Origin of the sequence: Streptomyces pimonensis, assembly GCF_041380215.1 — a bacterium.
Lineage (GTDB): Bacteria > Actinomycetota > Actinomycetes > Streptomycetales > Streptomycetaceae > Streptomyces > Streptomyces pimonensis.
Map to the genome: position 1 here is coordinate 220,880 of NZ_JAHWZY010000003.1, position 15,956 is coordinate 236,835.

General features: G+C 71.3%; 13 protein-coding genes and 1 pseudogene. 9 read left to right on the top strand and 5 right to left on the bottom strand.

The annotated features are described in order from the left end of the window. Nucleotide 1 precedes the first annotated feature (1 nt). Entirely contained in the window at nucleotides 2-928 is a 927-nt protein-coding gene (locus KYY02_RS05185) for a carbohydrate ABC transporter permease (RefSeq protein ID WP_371236221.1), read from the bottom strand. A 339-nt stretch (nucleotides 929-1,267) separates the two neighbouring features. On the opposite strand from KYY02_RS05185, the gene KYY02_RS05190 reads away from it, so the two are divergent. The 3 genes from KYY02_RS05190 (at nucleotide 1,268) to KYY02_RS05200 (ending at nucleotide 3,736) form a co-directional block, all read left to right on the top strand. Beyond that, nucleotides 1,268-2,260 carry a LacI family DNA-binding transcriptional regulator gene (locus KYY02_RS05190; protein WP_371236222.1) on the top strand — a complete coding sequence of 331 codons (993 nt, stop codon included), beginning with the start codon at nucleotides 1,268-1,270 and terminating at the stop codon, nucleotides 2,258-2,260. Nucleotides 2,261-2,323: 63 nt separating this feature from the next. Further along, nucleotides 2,324-2,860: an SAM-dependent methyltransferase gene (locus KYY02_RS05195; RefSeq protein WP_371236223.1), complete on the top strand. Its 537-nt coding sequence runs from the start codon at nucleotides 2,324-2,326 to the stop codon at nucleotides 2,858-2,860. 114 nt (nucleotides 2,861-2,974) lie between these two features. Beyond that, complete coding sequence (locus KYY02_RS05200; RefSeq protein WP_371236224.1) at nucleotides 2,975-3,736, top strand: sulfite exporter TauE/SafE family protein; 762 nt, start codon at nucleotides 2,975-2,977, stop codon at nucleotides 3,734-3,736. A gap of 29 nt (nucleotides 3,737-3,765) precedes the next feature. On the opposite strand, the pseudogene KYY02_RS05205 reads toward KYY02_RS05200, so the two are convergent. Beyond that, nucleotides 3,766-4,544 (bottom strand): annotated as a pseudogene (locus tag KYY02_RS05205) (SDR family NAD(P)-dependent oxidoreductase); the annotation flags it as partial. A gap of 177 nt (nucleotides 4,545-4,721) precedes the next feature. Between KYY02_RS05205 and ppk2 the strand changes: the two are divergent. Beyond that, on the top strand, nucleotides 4,722-5,720 hold the full coding sequence (ppk2, locus tag KYY02_RS05210) for a polyphosphate kinase 2 (RefSeq protein ID WP_371236225.1): 999 nt from the start codon (nucleotides 4,722-4,724) through the stop codon (nucleotides 5,718-5,720). 5 nt (nucleotides 5,721-5,725) lie between these two features. Here ppk2 and yicI read toward each other — a convergent pair whose 3' ends face one another. Further along, the gene (gene yicI / locus KYY02_RS05215) at nucleotides 5,726-7,996 is read right to left on the bottom strand and encodes an alpha-xylosidase (protein WP_371236226.1); all 2,271 of its coding nucleotides are present in this window, start codon (nucleotides 7,994-7,996) and stop codon (nucleotides 5,726-5,728) included. A gap of 293 nt (nucleotides 7,997-8,289) precedes the next feature. Between yicI and KYY02_RS05220 the strand changes: the two genes are divergently transcribed. From KYY02_RS05220 to KYY02_RS05235, 4 genes are read left to right on the top strand one after another with little or no spacing between them, the layout of a single operon-like run. Further along, a complete protein-coding gene (locus KYY02_RS05220; RefSeq protein WP_371236227.1) occupies nucleotides 8,290-9,549 on the top strand; it encodes an ABC transporter substrate-binding protein in 1,260 nt (419 codons plus the stop codon). Nucleotides 9,550-9,560: 11 nt separating this feature from the next. Then, nucleotides 9,561-10,514, top strand: coding sequence for a carbohydrate ABC transporter permease (locus KYY02_RS05225; protein ID WP_371236228.1), 954 nt, complete (start codon nucleotides 9,561-9,563; stop codon nucleotides 10,512-10,514). A gap of 5 nt (nucleotides 10,515-10,519) precedes the next feature. After that, the gene (locus KYY02_RS05230; protein ID WP_371236229.1) at nucleotides 10,520-11,347 is read left to right on the top strand and encodes a carbohydrate ABC transporter permease; all 828 of its coding nucleotides are present in this window, start codon (nucleotides 10,520-10,522) and stop codon (nucleotides 11,345-11,347) included. 34 nt (nucleotides 11,348-11,381) lie between these two features. Continuing rightward, nucleotides 11,382-12,761 (top strand): GH1 family beta-glucosidase, encoded by a 1,380-nt coding sequence (locus tag KYY02_RS05235; RefSeq protein ID WP_371236230.1) that lies wholly within the window; start codon nucleotides 11,382-11,384, stop codon nucleotides 12,759-12,761. Here the strand turns inward: KYY02_RS05235 and KYY02_RS05240 are convergent. Beyond that, nucleotides 12,719-14,026 (bottom strand): PP2C family protein-serine/threonine phosphatase, encoded by a 1,308-nt coding sequence (locus tag KYY02_RS05240; RefSeq protein WP_371236231.1) that lies wholly within the window; start codon nucleotides 14,024-14,026, stop codon nucleotides 12,719-12,721. The genes KYY02_RS05235 and KYY02_RS05240 overlap by 43 nt on opposite strands. Nucleotides 14,027-14,127: 101 nt before the next feature. Continuing rightward, a complete protein-coding gene (locus tag KYY02_RS05245) occupies nucleotides 14,128-14,880 on the bottom strand; it encodes an IclR family transcriptional regulator (RefSeq protein ID WP_371236232.1) in 753 nt (250 codons plus the stop codon). Here KYY02_RS05245 and KYY02_RS05250 point away from each other — a divergent pair. Then, entirely contained in the window at nucleotides 14,879-15,496 is a 618-nt protein-coding gene (locus KYY02_RS05250; RefSeq protein WP_371236233.1) for a helix-turn-helix transcriptional regulator, read from the top strand. The genes KYY02_RS05245 and KYY02_RS05250 overlap by 2 nt on opposite strands. Nucleotides 15,497-15,956: the final 460 nt, after the last annotated feature.

Consider the following 15,956-nt stretch of genomic DNA (forward strand, 5'->3'; position numbering starts at 1 on the left):
GTCACGCTCCCTTGCGCATGCCGCGCAGCTGCACGACGTAGGCGATCACCATCGTGATCAGGCCCATGATGATGGCCACCGTCGCGGAGTAGTTGTGCTGCTGGCCGTTGAAGGACAGCGAGTACGTGTAGAAGTTCGGCGTGTAGTCGGTGGTGAGGGCGTTGCGGGCGAGCGGACGCAGGATGTTCGGCTCGTTGAACAGCTGGAAGCTGCCGATGATGGAGAAGATCGTCGCGATGACCAGGGCGCCCCGGATCGCGGGCAGCTTGATCGCGGTGATCACACGGATCTGTCCGGCGCCGTCGATCTCCGCCGCCTCGTACAGGGAGTTCGGGATGACGCGCAGCGCCGAGTAGAAGATCAGCATGTTGTAGCCGACGAACTCCCAGGTGACGATGTTGCCGATGGAGGCCAGCACCAGGTCGGGGGAGAGCGGGTCGGGCAGCGAGACGTCGAACGCCCCATTGATGTCGCCGACCAGGCCGTACTTCGTGCCGTACATGAAGCCCCACATGAGGGTGGCGACCACGGCGGGCACCGCGTACGGCAGGAAGATCGTGATGCGGAAGAAGCTCTTGCCGTAGAGCCGGCCGCTGTCCAGGGCCAGCGCCACCAGCAGCGCGATGCCGAGCATGATCGGCACCTGGACGCACAGGAAGAGCGAGACCCGGCCGAGGGCCGCCCAGAACCGGTCGTCCCGGAGCGCCTGCTCGTAGTTGTCGAGGCCGACGAAGGCGGTCCCGCCGATGAGCTGGTCGCGGAAGAGGCTCAAGTAGATCGAGTACACGATCGGCGCCAGGAAGACCAGGGCGAACACGGCCACGAAGGGACCGATGAAGCCCCACCCCGTCCAGGAGCGGCGGTCCCGTCTCGCCGGGGGAGGCGCCGGCCTCGGCTCGGCGTCCACCGGCGGTTGCAGCGTCGTCATGTCGTTCCTCGCTCGTCACCGTTCCGGACCGGCGGCCGCCCGGCGCGTGAGCCGGACGGCATGCCCCCTGTACATGATGTTTGCGTAAACATCAGCCACCGCGAAGCGCCGCCGGGCTGTTATGTTTACGTAAACATCGGATGGCGGCATGTTTACACTGCCCTCCTGAGGACGGTCAAGGGTCCCCTGGGGAAACCCTGACGCAGGCAGCGACAGGAAGGCGGCTGACGGCGAGTGGACACGGCCGAGAGAACGCCGGCGAACGCGCCCGGCCCCGCTGCCGGGGCCGCGGCCGACAACGCGCGGCGTACCCGGGGCGGCGCCCGGACCACGGCCTCCATGGCCGACGTGGCTCGCCTGGCGGGGGTCTCGTCCCAGACCGTCTCCCGCGTCTCCAACGGTTACGCGGGGGTGACCGAGGAGACCCGCCGTCAGGTGCTGGCCGCGATGAAGGAACTCGGCTACCGGCCCAACAGCGCGGCCCGCGCCCTCAAGCGCGGCGAGTTCCGCACCATCGGCGTCATCACCTTCACCCTGTCCACCACCGGCAACGTCCGCACCCTCGAGGCGATCGCCACCTCCGCCGCGCACGAGGGCTACGCCGTGACCCTGCTGCCGGTCGCCCTGCCCACCCAGGACGAGGTGCGCGGGGCGTTCTCCCGGCTGGAGGAACTGGCCGTCGACGCCGTCATCGTCATCATGGAGGTCCACCTGCTGGACGCGGCGATGGTCCGGCTCCCCCCGCACGTCCAGGTCGTGGTCGTCGACTCGGACGCCGGCGACCACTACACGGTCGTCGACACCGACCAGGCCGGGGGCAGCCGAGCCGCCGTGCGGCACCTGCTCGACCTCGGCCACCGCACGGTGTGGCACCTGGGCGGCCCCGAGGACTCGTTCGCCGCGCAGCGCCGTACGGACGCCTGGCGCGCCGCCCTCACCGAGGCCGGACGGGTGCCGCCGCCCCTCGTCCGGGGCGACTGGTCGGCGGACTCGGGCTACCGGGCCGGCCTCGAACTCGCGGTCCGCGGCGAGTGCACGGCCGTCTTCGCCGCCAACGACCAGATGGCGCTGGGTCTGTTGCGCGCCCTGCACGAACACGGCCGGCGCGTCCCCGAGGACGTCAGCGTCATCGGCTTCGACGACATCCCCGAGGCGTCCTCCTTCCTCCCCCCGCTGACCACCGTCCACCAGGACTTCGCCGAGGTGGGGCGGCTCTGCGTGCAGGCGGTGCTGAGCAAGGTGCGCCAGGGCGGCCCGGAACGGGGCACCACGCTCGTCCCGACCCGGCTGGTGCCGCGGGCCAGCACGGCACCGCCGCAGGGGTCCGCCTGACGAGCGGACCCCTGCCCCTCGCACACCAGTCGCCGTGCGGGACTCGTCGCCCGTCAGGCCCCCTTGGTCCACTCCTGGGACGGACTCCGCCGTGCCGACCGGCACGCCCACCGGCCCTTTGCGCCTCGGCACCGGCAGTGCCCACCCGGCGCGGGCCCACGACCGGTTGCTCGACGGCCAGGACAGCCACCCGGCCGACGAGACCGCCGAGAGGAACGGCCGTCCGAGGCGCGGGACGCCGCCCGGCGGAACCGTCGCTTCACGCACCGGGCGGCCGCCCGGCTCGTGGAGCAGGGCGTCGGCCAGCTCCCCGGCATCGGCACGGGCATCCCCACCGAGCCGGACCCGCACCGGATGGTGCAGGACGTCCTCCCGCCGCGAAGGTCGTCCACACCGACAACGGCCCGGTCGTGCCGTGGCGCCTTGAGGTCCCGCCGACCGGCGGGACCTCAAGGCGCCACGGACTGCACGCGCACCGATGTGCGCGGCCCCGGTGGCATCCGTCCGGCACGCCCGCGGCGTGCTCGGCAACGGTCCCGGACGGACCCGGCGCCCTCTTCCGGGGAGGGCGTCCACGCGGGTGTGGCCAGGGTCTCCTGACCGTTCGGTGATCGCCGAAGGGCGCAGAGGCTAGCGTCCTCACATGAACGTTTCCTCGGGCCCCGGCCCGCGACAGGCACCCCCGGGCGGCGACGAGGCGACCGGAGGCACGGCGTGACGCCGTTGGAGATGCTCGGCGTCTTCGCGGCGGGCGTCGGCGCCGGCGCCATGAACGCGGTCGTCGGCTCGGGGACGCTGGTCACCTTTCCCGTGCTGCTCGCCACCGGGCTGCCCCCCGTCACCGCCACGGTCTCCAACGCGCTCGGACTGATCTCCGGCTCCGTCAGCGGCGCCATCGGCTACCGCAGGGAACTCGCCGGCCAGGGCCGGCGCGTCCGCAGGCTCGGAGCCGGCGCCGCGCTGGGCGGGCTCTGCGGTGCGACGCTCCTGCTGGCCCTGCCCGCCGAGGCGTTCGAGACCATCGTGCCGACCCTGGTGGGGCTCGCCCTCCTCCTCGTCGCGTTCCAGCCCCTGATCGGCAGGAAGGTGCGCAGCCGCCGTGCGAAGGGACACTCCTCCCACCGTGACGGCGGATGGCCGCTGTCCGCCGGCCTGACCCTGGCCAGTGTCTACGGCGGCTACTTCGCCGCCGCCCAGGGCATCATCTACATCTCCCTGATGGGCCTGCTCATCGACGAGCCGCTGCAGCGCCTCAACGCCGTCAAGAACGTGCTCGCCGCGATCGTCAACACGGTCGCCGCGGCCTTCTTCCTCTTCGTCGCCGACTTCGACTGGACGGCCGTCGCGCTCATCGCGGCCGGATCCGCCCTGGGCGGCCAGCTCGGAGCGAGGACCGGCCGCAGACTCAGCCCCGCGGTGCTGCGCGCCCTCATCGTCACGATCGGCACCGCCGCCCTCGTCCAGCTGCTCCGCTGATCACCGCCGGCTCCCGGAACACGCCCTCGGGGCAGGATCGAATCGACGTAGCCGCCGTCGACGCGCAGCGCCCCGCCCGTCGTCGCGGAGGCATGCTCCGAGCTGAGGTGGACGACCGTGCGGGCGATCTCCTCCGGCTCGATCAGCCGTTGCGGCAGCGACTGCGGCCGGTGCTCGCGCATGAAGGCGCGCCGTGCCTCGTCCCACGGGAGGTCGCGGCCGACCAGTTCGCGGACGAAGTCCTCCACACCGCCGGTGCGGGCGGGCCCGGCGATGACCGAGCTCACCGTGACGCCCGCGCCCGCCGCCTGTTCGGCGAACCCCCGGCCCACTGCGAGCGGCGCCGTCTTGGCCATTCCGTAGTGGACCACCGCGGCGGGTGTGACGATCGCCGAGTCGCCGGCGAGGTGCTGGACGCGTCCCCGGCCGTGCCCGGTCATGCCCGGCAGGAAGAGCCGGATCAGCCGCACCGCGGCCAGGACGTTCACCTCGAAGCAGCGCCGCCACCCGTCGTCGGTGATCTCCCGCGTAACCGAAGACACCGAGGTCGTCGACGAGGACGTCCACCCGCGACGGGGCCTCGGCGACCTGCCCGGCGCCCGCCTCGGCGGTCACGTCCGCCGCGACCGGCACCACGTCGGTGCCGGGCACCTCCCGCTGGAGGGCGGCACTGTCCCGCACGCGCTCGGTGGAGCGTCCGTCGACCGCGACCCGGGCACCCGGCCGGTGACGATCGCCGCACCGGTGCCCTGGGGGAGCCGGTGACCAGTGCCGTACGGCCCTTGGGATCGATCTGCGCGTCGTGCATCCCCTTCGCCTGGGTACCAGTGCCTGCATGCGATGCCCGGACACGGGCGGAAGGCGGCCGGCCGCTCACGCGCTCCGCCCGGTCCTGCTCCTTCCTCGGAGCCGGGGCCGAACCACTGCATATCGCCCGGTGGGCATACGCTTTTCGTAACGCACTCGTAAGGAGGCGGGAGACGACGTGACGGTCGAACACACGGACGCGCCTGACAACCGGACGGGGGCCGGGACCGGCGGGAACGGCGACGACCTGCTCGACGGGCTGGCGGTGGACGACCGGCGCCCGGAGCGGCCCGTGCTGCTCGACGCCGACGGCACCCCGATCGAGACCTGGCGGGAGAACCACCCCTACGACCGCAGGATCGGGCGGGCGGAGTACGAGAGGACCAAGCGCATCCTGCAGATCGAGCTGCTGAAGATGCAGCGGTGGATCAAGGACACCGGCCAGCGCGTCGTGGTGCTCTGCGAGGGGCGGGACGCGGCCGGCAAGGGCGGCACCATCCAGCGGTTCATCGAACGCCTGAACCCCCGTGGCGCCCGCGTGGTCGCCCTGGAGAAGCCGACCGAACGGGAGGCGGGACAGTGGTACTTCCAGCGTTATGTGGCCCACCTGCCGGCCCGTGGTGAGATCGTCTTCTTCGACCGCTCCTGGTACAACCGCGCGGGCGTCGAGCGGGTCATGGGGTTCTGCACGGACGACGAGTACCGCCAGTTCCTCGAGCAGGCGCCCCTGTTCGAGCGGCTGCTCACCGACGACGGCATCATGCTGGTGAAGTTCTGGTTCTCCGTGTCCCGGGCCGAGCAGCGGACCCGGTTCGCGATCCGCCAGGTCGATCCGGTGCGCCGCTGGAAGCTGTCGCCGATGGACCTCGCCTCGCTCGACCGCTGGGACGACTACACCGAGGCCAAGATCGAGATGTTCCGGGCGACGGACACGCCCCACGCGCCGTGGACGGTCGTGAAGAACAACGACAAGCGCCGGGGCCGGCTGGAAGCCATGCGCAGCCTCCTCGACCGCTGCGACTACCCGGCGAAGGACCACGGGGCCCTGGGCAGGCCGGACCCGCTGATCGTGGGTGCGGCGGACACCCTGCTGGAGGCCGGTGAGGAACCCACGGTCCTCTCACCGACCCCCCTCGCGGGGCCCGGGGACGGCCCGGGCGTCCACCCGGGTGCGTGACCCGCTCATCCCAGCGGCAGCGTCACCTCGCCCGCACCCCGTGCCTGAGCCCCGCCGGCCACGCGCACCGTGAACGGGCGGTCGGTCCCGGACGCGGTGACCCGCAGGACGTCGCCGTCCCGCCGGGCCCGGAACGTCGCCGCCGCGAGCCCCGCCGCGTCCGGCACGGTGACCTCGGCCGTGTAGCCGGCCGCGGCCGAGGGGTGCACGAGCAGGACCGGGGCGTCCAGCCAGTCGCCGTCGGGCCGGGAGTCGTCGCCGGCCAGCGGCAGCACGGCGCCCTCACGGACGTAGAGCGGAAGGCTGTCGTAGCCGTGCCGTTCGGTGCGCCAGCACGGGCCGGTGACCCGCTCGCCGCTCAGCAGGTGCGTCCAGGCGCCCTCGGGCAGGTAGACCTCCACCTCGCCGTCCTCGCTGAACACCGGCGCGACCAGCAGGTCGGGGCCGAGCATGTACTGGCGGTCGAGGGGGCGGCACGCCGGGTCGTGCGGGAACTCCAGCACCATGGGCCGCATCATCGGGACGCCCGTGCGGTGGGCCTCGACGGCGGCGCCGTACAGGTACGGCATCAGACGGTGCTTGAGCAGGGTGAACCGCCGGGCGACGTCGACCGCCTCGTCGCCGAACTCCCACGGCACCCGGTACGACGTGGAGCCGTGCAGCCGGCTGTGCGAGGAGAGCAGGCCGAAGGCGAGCCAGCGCTTGAACACCTCGGGGGCGGGTGTGCCCTCGAAGCCGCCGATGTCGTGGCTCCAGAAACCGAACCCGCTCAGCGACAGGGACAGCCCGCCGCGCAGCGACTCGGCCATCGCCTCGAAGGACGACCAGCAGTCACCGCCCCAGTGCACCGGGTACTGCTGGCCGCCGGCGGTCGCGGAGCGGGCGAAGAGCACCGCCTCGCCCTGCCCGCGCTCCTTTTCCAGGAGTTCGAACACGGTCCGGTTGTACAGGTGCGTGTAGTAGTTGTGCATCCGCTCGGGGTCGGAGCCGTCGTGCCAGACGACATCGGTGGGGATGCGCTCGCCGAAGTCCGTCTTGAAGCTGTCCACCCCCTGGTCGAGCAGCGGCTTGAGCTTCGACTGGAACCAGGCGCGGGCGTCGGGGCTGGTGAAGTCGACCAGTCCCATGCCGGCCTGCCACAGGTCCCACTGCCACACGTCGCCGTTCGGGCGGCGCACCAGGTGTCCGAGGGCCGCGGCCTCGTCGAAGAGCGGGGACTTCTGGGCGATGTACGGGTTGATCCAGGCGCTGATCCGCAGGCCCTTCTCCTTGAGCCGGGCCAGCATGCCCTCCGGGTCGGGGAAGACGTCCGGGTCCCACTGGAAGTCGCACCACTGGTACTCGCGCATCCAGAAGCAGTCGAAGTGGAACACCGACAGCGGTATGCCGCGCTCGGCCATGCCGTCGACGAACGACGTCACCGTCGCCTCGTCGTACGAGGTGGTGAAGGAGGTGCTGAGCCACAGGCCGAACGACCAGGCCGGGGGCAGGGCCGGGCGTCCGGTGAGGGCCGTGTAGCGGCCGAGGACGTCCTTCGGGGTGGGACCGGCGACGACGTAGTACTCCAGCGCCTGGTCCTCGACGCTGAACTGGACCTGCCCGACGGACTCGGAGCCGATCTCGAAGGAGACGGCGCCGGGGTGGTTGACGAAGACGCCGTAGCCGCGGGAGGAGAGGTAGAACGGGACGTTCTTGTAGGCCTGCTCGCTGCTGGTGCCGCCGTCGGCCTGCCAGACGTCGACGGTCTGGCCGTTCTTGACGAACGGGGTGAAGCGCTCGCCCAGGCCGTAGACCTGCTCGCCGACGCCGAGCGACAGCCGGCTCAGCACGTGGTGGGCACCCTCGCCGGTGGTGGCGAAGGCGGTGCTCTTGGCGCCGGCGCGGGTCAGTTCGCGTCCGTCCGCGTCGTGGAAGGTGAGCGCGAAGGGACCGCTCCCGTCCAGGCGCAGGGACAGGGGACCGCTGGTCAGTTCGGTGACGGTGCCGTCCTGGCGTACCGCCCCCGCTCCGTCCGCGTTCCCGGTGAGGGCGAAGTCGGGGCCCGGCCGGTACTTGCCCGCGTGATGGGTGACCCGTACGCCGATCACGCCCTCCGCGGGGGAGAAGCACTCGACCGTGATCAGCGGCGCGTTCAGGGTGTCGCCCCTGCGTGTCACTTTCTTCACGGCGGCGTAGCCGGTGAAGCGCTTCGATTCGGGGCGCACATCGCGCACTTCGGTGGCGTACGAGATCTGGACACCATCACGGATGCGCCAGAAGCCGTCGGTGAATTTCATGGTCTTCCTCGGAGGGGGTGGGCGGTAGAGGCCCGGAAGTAAGCCTCTGACCAGGAACTATGACAGGAGACGCAGAACCTGTCACGCCCTGGCGCAAGCAGATCTTATCGCTGGGGGTCTAGCGCGACCGGCTTCCGCTGACGTATTAGTAATCAGGCAAAACAAATTACACCCGGTGCAGCGCCAGGCAACACCCTGGCGAGAGCCGCCATCAGTCGAAGCGCTTCACCAGCCTCCCGAAAGAGCCACCGGCTCAGCACACGCTGAGCCGGTCCCACGCAAGGGCACCCACCGTGACAGCACATCCTCCGGTTGCCGCACACCGCGCGCGCGGGCGTTCGCGCGGAGCCGTCACGTCGTTGGCCGCCGTCTCCGTCCTCATCGCCGGAGCGGCGCTGACCGGCTGCGCACAGCAGCGCGACAGCGACGTCTACACCGTGATGAACTCCTCGACCGACGAGACCTACCACCGCTGGGACGCCGAGGCGATGGCCCGCTGCGGTGAGCAGCTGGGCGTGCGCGTCGAGCAGCAGAGCGTCCCCGCCTCGCAGGTGATGACGAAGGCCCTGCGCATGGCCTCGTCGAAGTCGCTGCCGGACATCGTGCAGTTCGACGCCTCCGAGATGCCGACCTTCGCCGACGCCGGCGGGCTCGTCGACCTGCGCACCCTGGGCCTCACCACCGACGACGTCCCGAAGGGCATCGTCGACTTCGGCTCCTACAAGGGCACGTACTACGGAGCGGCCCGCTCCGTGAACACCCTCGCCCTCTTCTACAACAAGGACATCCTGGACGAGGCGGGTGTCTCGGTGCCCACCACCTGGGACGAGCTGCGGCAGGCGGCGAAGAAGCTCACCGAGGGCAACCGGTACGGTGTGGCGCTCAGCGCGGGCGGCGCCGAGGACGGCGTCTTCCAGTTCATGCCCTTCATGTGGTCCAACGGCGGTGACGAGACGGATCTCGACAGCCCTCAGGTCGTCGAGGCGCTCGACTACTGGAAGGCGCTGCTCCAGGACGGGTCGCTGTCCAGATCCACGGTCAACTGGACGCAGGCCGACGTGAACGACCAGTTCATGGCCGGGAACGCCGCGATGATGATCAACGGCCCGTGGCAGGTCGAGACCCTCAACACCAAGAAGTCGCTGCACTGGGAGATCGCGCAGATCCCCGTTCCCGAGGCGGGCGCCGACTCGGTGGGACCGCTCGGCGGCGCCGTGCTCACCGTACCCAACACCGGCGACACCGAGCGCGAGAAGACGGCCGGCCGGATCGTCGCCTGTCTGGCGAGCGAGAAGGAACAGCTCACCTACGCCCTGAACAGCTGGATGGTCCCGGCCAACGAGAAGGCCGCCGCGAAGTGGCGCGAGGAGGTGCCCGAGCTGGACGCGCTGGCCGACCAGGTCGCCGCCGCCCGGTCCCGCACCGCCAAGCTCGGCGCCGGCTGGTCCGGCGTGTCGCTCGCCCTGCAGAGCGCCTTCCAGTCCGCCCTGACCGGCCAGTCCAGCGAGACCGCCCTGCAGCGCGCCCAGCAGCGTGCCACGAGCGGGAACTGAGGTACGCGTCCATGACCACGTCCACCGTCACCGCCCCGGTGCCCGCGAAGACCTCCGGGAAGGGCACCGCGCCGGACCCGGCCCGGCAGCGCCTGCGCCGCAGACTCGCCCAGTGGGGCTTCGTCGCCCCCGCCGTCGTCTTCATGCTGCTGTTCTTCGGCTACCCGCTCGTCCGCAACGTCGTGATGAGCTTCCAGCACTACACGCCGAAGACGTTCTTCACCGGCGAGGCCCCCTTCAACGGCGCCGACAACTGGGCGTCCGTCTTCCAGGACGTCCTGTTCGGCAAGGCCCTGTGGCACACCCTCGTCTTCACCGCCGGCTCCCTGCTCGGCCAGTTCTGCATCGGCCTCGCCCTCGCCGTCTTCTTCAACCGCAGGTTCCCCCTCGGGGGCGTCCTGCGGTCGCTGATCCTGCTGCCCTGGCTGGTGCCCATGGTGGTGTCCGGCATCGTGTGGCGCCGCATCCTCGACCAGGACACCGGCGTGCTCAACACGTTCCTGGACACCCTGGGCCTGGGCGGCCAGACCCCGTGGCTGACCAGCCCCGACATGGCGCTGCTCTCGGTGATCCTGGTCAACATCTGGATCGGCATCCCGTTCAACATGGTCATCCTCTACGGCGGCCTCCAGGAGATCCCCAAGGAGCTGTACGAGGCGGCCTCCCTGGACGGCGCCTCGGGCTGGCGTACCTTCCGCTCCGTCACCCTGCCGATGCTCAAGCCGGTGGTCACGGTCGTCCTGGTGCTCGGCTTCATGTCGACGGTCAAGATCCTCGATCTGATCCTCGCCCTCACCGACGGCGGACCCGCCGACGCCACCCAGACCCTGGGCACGCTCACCTACCAGAACTCCTTCGTGGAGCTGGACTTCGGCGCCGGTGCGGTCGTCGGCAACGTGCTCATCCTCATCTCCGCGGTGTTCGCGGTGTTCTACCTGCGGGCCAACCGCACCGAGGGGAAGTGACCGACATGGCCGCTCACACTCCCGCCGCGTCCCGGCGCCGCTGGGGCTCCACCGTCGCCGGTGTGCTCGTCCTGGGCGTGATGCTGTTCCCGCTGTACTGGATGCTCAACACGGCGCTCCAGCCCGAGTCGGGCCTGCTCCAGGTCGACCCGGTGCCCGGGAGCCTGGACCTCTCCGGATTCTCCAAGGCCCTCAGCGACCAGGGCGGACACCTGCTCACCTCGCTGCTGGTCTCGTTCGGCGCCGTCGCCATCTGCCTGGCGATCTCCGCCCCGGCGGCCTACGGGCTGGCCCGGTTCGGCCTGCGCGGTTCGCGCACGATCGTGTTCGGCACCCTGATCACCCAGATGGTGCCGGGCATCGTCATCGCCAACGCCCTCTACAGCTCGTACGTCGACCTGGGCCTGGTGAACTCCTACTTCGGCCTGATGCTCGCGGACGCCTCGCTCGGCATCCCGTTCTCCATCGTCCTGATGCGCTCCTTCATGGTGTCCATCCCGGGCGAGGTCATCGAGGCCGCCGAGATCGACGGCGCCGGTCCGGTGCGGGTCTTCCTGCGGGTGGTGCTCCCGATGAGCCGCAACTCGCTGATCACCTCCGGCCTGTTCGCGTTCCTGTTCTCGTGGAGCGACTTCATGTTCGCGCTCACCCTGAACACCACCGACGACGTCAAGCCGATCACGCTGGGCATCTACCAGTACATCGGCGCCCACGTCGGCGACTGGGGCGCCGTGATGGCCGCGTCCGTGCTCTCCGCAGTCCCGGCCGCGATCCTGCTCGTCCTCGCCCAGAAGTACATCGCCGCCGGCATCACCGGGGGCTCCGTCAAGTGATCACCACCGCACACACCGGGATGGACCGACACGCATGAGCGACTTCCCCCGTTTCCCGGCCGGCTTCGTCTTCGGCGCCGCGACCGCCTCGTACCAGATCGAGGGCGCGGCGTACGAGGACGGCCGCGGCCCGTCGATCTGGGACACCTACAGCCACACCCCCGGCCTGGTCGCGAACGGCGACACCGGTGACGTCGCCTGCGACCACTACCACCGCTACCCCGAGGACGTGGCGTTGCTGCGCGGCCTCGGCGTCGGCTCGTACCGGTTCTCCGTCGCCTGGCCGCGCGTCGTGCCCGACGGCACCGGCCCGGTGAACCCCAAGGGCCTGGACTTCTACTCCCGCCTGGTCGACGAACTCCTCGCCGCGGGCATCGAGCCCGCCGCCACCCTCTACCACTGGGACCTCCCGCAGGCGCTGGAGGACCGGGGCGGCTGGCGAGTGCGGGAGACCGCCGAGCGGTTCGCCGAGTACGCGGCCGTCGTCGCCGAGCACCTGGGCGACCGGGTGCCCCGCTGGATCACCCTCAACGAGCCGTGGTGCAGTGCCTTCCTCGGCTACTCCGTGGGCCGCCACGCGCCGGGCGCCCGCGAGGGCCGGGGCGCCCTGGCCGCCGCCCACCACCTCCTGGTCGGCCACGGACTCGCCGTCCGGGCGCTCCGGTCCGCCGGGGTCCGCGAGGTCGGGATCACCCTCAACCTCGACCACCACCTGCCCGCCACCGCCTCCGCCGCCGACCGGGAAGCCGTCGTGCGCGCCGACACCCTGCACAACCTGGTGTGGACGGAGCCGATCCTCGCCGGGCGCTACCCGGACACCGAGGAGGACACCTGGGGCGAGCTGATCACCGGACAGGACTTCCGCCGCGACGGCGACCTGGAGCTGATCAACCAGCCGCTGGACTTCCTCGGCATCAACTACTACCGCCCGATCGTGGTCGCCGACGCCCCGTACCGCGAGGGCGACCCCGCCCTGCGCGTGGCGACCGACAACCGCTACGCCGAGGCGGCGATGCCCGGCGTCCGGCACACCGCGATGGGCTGGCCGGTGGCCCCGGACACCTTCACCGATCTCCTGGTGGACCTGAAGGAGCAGTACGGGGACGCCCTGCCGCCGGTGCACATCACCGAGAACGGCTCCGCCGAGGACGACGAGGTGGGCGCCGACGGCGCCGTGCACGACACCGGCCGGGTGGCGTACCTGCGCGACCACCTCGCCGCGCTGCGGGCCGCGATCGACGCGGGCGTGGACGTGCGCGGTTACTACGTGTGGTCCCTGCTCGACAACTTCGAGTGGGCCTTCGGTTACGACAAGCGCTTCGGCATCGTCCGGGTCGACTACGACACGCAGCAGCGCATCCCGAAGGACAGCTACCACTGGTACCGGCGCATGATCGCCGCCCAGCGGCCCTGACGGACCGGGTTCCAGGCGGCGCCCGCACGGTCGTCGAAGGCGCCGCCGACGACCGGTTCCGGCTCCGCCGTGAGCGGCCGGACGACGGGGGAGCCGGTGAGCGCGGGTCCGTCCGCGTCCTCCGTCCCGGCGGTGGCGACGGGCTTGCGCAGCAGGAGCAGGGCCGCGTCGTCGTGCAGCCTGCCGCCCACGTGGTCCAGCAGTTCCTGGTGCAGCGCGGCGAGCGTGCGGGCCGGGTCGTCGCACAGATGCCGGGCCAGGCCCTCGGCCAGCGGGTAGAACTCACGGTCGGTGTCGCGGGCCTCCGTGACCCCGTCGGTGTAGAGCAGCAACTGGTCCCCCTCGTCGAGGGACACCGCCTGGAGGCCGGGGGACTCGCCCGTCAGGGCACGCAGCCCCAGGGGCGGCGCCGGGCGGACGGGGTCCACCGGCGCCACCTCGGCGCCGCGGACCAGCAGCGGGGGAGCATGTCCGCAGTTGACCACCTCCAGCCGCCCCGGCTCCGGGTGGCCGACGACCACGGCGGTGACGAAGTCGTCGTGGCCGAGGTTACGGGCCAGGCTCCGTTCGATCCGGGAGACGACGTCCAGCAGATCCGGTTCGTCGTAGGCGGCCTCCCGGAAGACACCGAGCACGAGAGCGGCAGTCCCCACGGCGGGCAGCCCCTTGCCGCGCACGTCGCCGACGATCACCCGGACCCCGTACGGAGTGGGGATGAGCGCGTAGAGGTCCCCGCCGATCCGGGCCTCCGCCGCCGCGGCGCTGTAGTGGACCGCGGTCTGGAACGGGCCGACGGTCTCCGGGACGGGCGTGAGCAGGGCGTGCTGCGCGGTCTCCGCGACGGAGCGGACGGCGGCGAGCACCCGCTCCCGGCGGGCGCGCAAGGCGCTGGCGAGCGTGCCGGCCAGGGCGACGGCCACCAGTGCGGCAAGCACGACGGCCAGCTCCGGGGCCGCCATCCCGTGCCGGACGCCGATGCCCGCGCCGAGGGGAACCGCGAGAAGCCCGACCCCGAGGACGCCGGCCGGCCGGCTGGTGGCCGCCGCCAGCGCCGGCCCGGCGGCGAGCAACGGCAGCCACACCTCGCCCGTCCCGCCGACGAGGTCGACGAGCACGACGACGCAGACGATCAGTACGGAGAGGGCGGGCGTGCCGCCGGCCCAGTGCGCGACGGTCCGTGCCCGGGACGACCGTGTGCGACGGGCTGCCTGCTTGTACTGCCGTATCGGCCAGTGGTCGCGTCCATGCTGACGGGCGTGACTCATGTGTCGTCCGCAGTCCTCACCTTTGCGCGACGTGCGCGCGTCCGTAATGTCTGACTTAATTAGGAAAGGTGATGGTTGTGGACGTCACAAGGGGATGCTTTTCAGATAGTGAACGACAGCCCCCGGGTCACCCGCCCGGCGGTCGGCAGGAGGCGCTCGCGGACCTCGTCGAGCCGGTGCAACCGGTCCTTCGGCATGGAGACGCCGAGTGAGCCCAGGGTGTCCCCGCTGTAGACCGGCACCGCGATGCAGACGGTGCCCAGGGAGTACTCCTCCAGGTCGGTGACGGCCGGGGCCAGGGCGCTGTTCTCCAGCCGGCGGGCCAGCTCCTCGGCCGTGGTGATCGTCCGCGGGGTGAGGTCGTTCAGCGGATGCCGGGAGAGGTACTCCTTGCGTGCCTCGTCGTCGAGCTCCCGGAGCACCGACTTGCCCAGCGCGGTGGCGTGCCCGGCGTCCTCGAACCCCACCCACAGCTCGGCCCGCGGGGTGCGGGGACCGTCGACGATCTCGGCGACGCGGATCTCGCCGTCCTCGTAGAAGGTGAGGTAGGCGGCGGTGGACAGCTCGTCCCGCAGCGCGGCGAGCGCCGGCCGGACCCGGCTGAGCAGCGTCTGGCCGTGGCCCGCCGTGTGCAGGGTCTGGAACCGGTCGCCCAGGACGAATCCGCCGTCGTCCAGTTTGCGCAGGTATCCGTCGTGCACCAGCGTGCGCAGCAGGTGGTAGGCCGTGGCCAGGGGCAGTGCCGCCTCACGTGCCAGCTGTTTCGCCGGCGCGCCGTTCGGATGGGCGCTCACCGCCTCCAGCAGCCGGAAGGCCCGTTGCACGGAGGTGATGAGCGTCGGGCTCGCACCCATGGGACCAGCCTGCGCCGGACGCTCGCCGCAGGCAAGTGAGGCCCCGTTCCACGCGGGCGGAACGGGGCCTTCGGCGAAGGCGGCGGCCGGGGGCCGGCGGCACGGGCGCCCCGGCCTCGGTCACGTACTTCGTGCCGTCGTCGTACTCGGTGATGGTGAACGGGGCCAGGAGCTGCGCCTGCTGGGCCGGCTGGAGGAGGGCGGCCGGGGAACGGCTCTGCTGCGTCAGGCGGTCACCGTGCTGCGCGGCTCCGCCCATCAGCTGGAACTCGCCCGCGCCCTGCTCGCGCTCGCCGAACGTCTGGGCGGGGGAGCGGAGTCGGAGGCCCTGGCCCGGGAGGCCGCCACGCTGGCCACCGCGTGCGGTGCGCCGTGGCCGGTGGAGCGCGCCGCCGCCGGCGGATCGTCGCTCCTTGCCGTCCCCGCTCCGGAGGCCGTCCTCACCCGCACCGAACGCCGGGTCGCCGCCTTCGTGTGCAGGGGTCTGACGAACCAGGAGATCGCCGAGGCCATGGGAGTCAGTTCCCGGGCGGTGGAGAAACACCTCACCCATTCCTGTCGGAAACTTGGCATTGCCGGCCGACGGGAACTGATCACCCTGATTTCCGGAACGTAAAAGGTATTCGAACCGGGGCGGGTCCTTCCCGGGCGCCCGGGTGCGGTGAGCGGAATTCAATCACCGTGACCGGGTTTTTCCGTGTGCCGGGTCCGCGGTGTGGCGAGGTCTCCGTCCGGAGGCCGCCCGCCCGGGGCGGGCCTGGCCGCCCCGTCGAGCCGGTGCCGTTGACCCGGCGTGCCGAATGCACTCCTCTGCGTGCTCCTGCCAGGGGTTTTGTCGCGGTCCTGGCGGCCTGCCCGCTCGCGGTCGCCATGGGCACACCGAACCCCCGGCACCGGACCCTTTCGGTACGGGACCGTACCTACCGAAGGGTCGACCACAGTATTGGCGGGCCGACCCCACTCCACATTGACCTGCGGATATCCATCTCCGTAATCTCCGCATCATTCACTCACCGGCACGGCGTTTCGGAGAGATCAGGCACTTCCGTGTCCTCTCCGGAGAACGTCCGTGTTCA